Source organism: Lactobacillus delbrueckii subsp. delbrueckii DSM 20074 = JCM 1012 (assembly GCF_001433875.1).
Lineage (GTDB): Bacteria > Bacillota > Bacilli > Lactobacillales > Lactobacillaceae > Lactobacillus > Lactobacillus delbrueckii.
Genome location: NZ_AZCR01000112.1, coordinates 1 through 1,584 on the forward strand (window position 1 = coordinate 1; position 1,584 = coordinate 1,584).

Genomic DNA, 1,584 nt, shown 5'->3' on the forward strand with positions numbered 1-1,584 from the left:
GCTTTGCCCTTCGACAGCTTTATACCGATACACGGATACTGTGCCTCTTTTGAGCTCATATCCGACCGTGCTTGGTGAGCAATTAAGTTCTCTGGCTATAGCATGATTAGAGTAGCCCTTAGAGTGCAGCTCCTGGATTGTAGTCCGGTCGTTTAGCGTAAAGTGCTTGCCCTTTTGGTGTGGTTTAGTGTTATAATATGAATGATCCATTTTAACCTCTCTAGAAATGTTTGTGGTAATTCATATTCTACCAGATGGTTGAAATGGATTTTTTGTGCTCTAATCCAGTAAAAGCGATTTTTCTTACTGGATCGGAGCAGTGCTCAGTTTGATTTTACAATCGGCGTTTTTTAAAAAATTGAAATAGAAGAAGGCATAAACATGAAGATTGCAATGGCAAACGACCACGCGGGTACCCGCTTGAAGAACGAAATCAAGGCCTACCTGGAAGAAGAAGGCTATGAAGTCGTTGACTTCGGGACCGGCAATGAAGAATCCTGCGACCTGTCAGACTTTGTCTACCCAGCCAGTCTGGCTGTGGCCAAGGGCGAATGTGACCGGGGCATTTTCGTTGACGGGGTTGGCTATGGCAGCGCATTGATCGCCAACAAGATTAACGGCATTTACGCCGCGGTCTGCCAAGATCCTTTCTGTGCCAAGCTTGCCCGCCAGCACACCGACTCCAACGTCCTTTGCTTAGGCGCCAAGATTATCGGGGACATGATGGCCGGCGAAATCGTCAAGACCTGGCTGAACACGGATCCTTTGATGGAAGAAAAGTACCGCCGGCGGGTGGACAAAGTCAAGGCGATCAACGACAAGCACTGCGTGCCAGTGAAATAGGTGGATTCTGCTAAAACGCTTTTATAATTATAATTATAGTATTTTCCCTCATCTATTTCACAGAAAGGCTGTTGCAGCGGCAAAGTTTTGCTATAATTAAGCATATGACTAAGCTTCGGCATATTGCTGAGCCTTTTAATAGAAAGATGAGGAAACAAGATGAACAAGACTGAACTTGTCTCAGTTGTAAGTGAAAAGACTGAATTCAGCAAGAAAGAATCTGCTCAAATCGTTGACGCTTTGTTTGCATCAATCGAAGAAGCACTTGCTAAGGGCGAAAAGGTACAATTGATCGGCTTTGGAACTTTTGAAGTTCGTGAACGCGCTGCTCGGAAGGGCCGCAACCCGCAAACTGGCGCTGAAATCGAAATCCCTGCAAGCAAGGTTCCAGCCTTCAAGCCAGGCAAGGCCCTGAAGGATGCCGTTAAGTAAGCTTGACCACTCATAAATGACCATCGGTTGATTCCGGTGGTCATTTTTGCGGAAAAATCCTATAATTAAAACGTAAGGCCGATTGTAAAATTAAACTGAACACTGTTCCGATCCAGTAAGAAAAATCGCTTTCACTGGATTAGAGCACAAAAAATTCATTTCAACCATCTGGTAGAATATGAATTACCACAAACATTTCTAGAGAGGTTAAAATGGATCATTCATATTCTAACTTAAACTTCCCACTTACAAAAGTGGGCTTGTACCTTGAAAATTCAATAGTTTAGCCAATAAAAAAGCACAAGGCCT

The 1,584-nt window shown here is 44.0% G+C and carries 3 protein-coding genes; 2 read left to right on the plus strand and 1 reads right to left on the minus strand.

The window, feature by feature from the left end; genetic code table 11:
* The coding region (locus FD23_RS09530) for a helix-turn-helix domain-containing protein (protein ID WP_155515448.1) at window positions 1–210 on the minus strand (210 nt) is incomplete at its 3' end.
* Between the two features lie 171 nt (window positions 211–381).
* Between FD23_RS09530 and FD23_RS08650 the strand changes: the two genes are divergently transcribed.
* Both FD23_RS08650 and FD23_RS08655 read left to right on the plus strand, forming a co-directional pair.
* The gene (locus FD23_RS08650; RefSeq protein ID WP_057717957.1) at window positions 382–843 is read left to right on the plus strand and encodes an RpiB/LacA/LacB family sugar-phosphate isomerase; all 462 of its coding nucleotides are present in this window, start codon (window positions 382–384) and stop codon (window positions 841–843) included.
* 159 nt (window positions 844–1,002) lie between these two features.
* Window positions 1,003–1,275: an HU family DNA-binding protein gene (locus FD23_RS08655; RefSeq protein WP_002876514.1), complete on the plus strand. Its 273-nt coding sequence runs from the start codon at window positions 1,003–1,005 to the stop codon at window positions 1,273–1,275.
* Window positions 1,276–1,584: the final 309 nt, after the last annotated feature.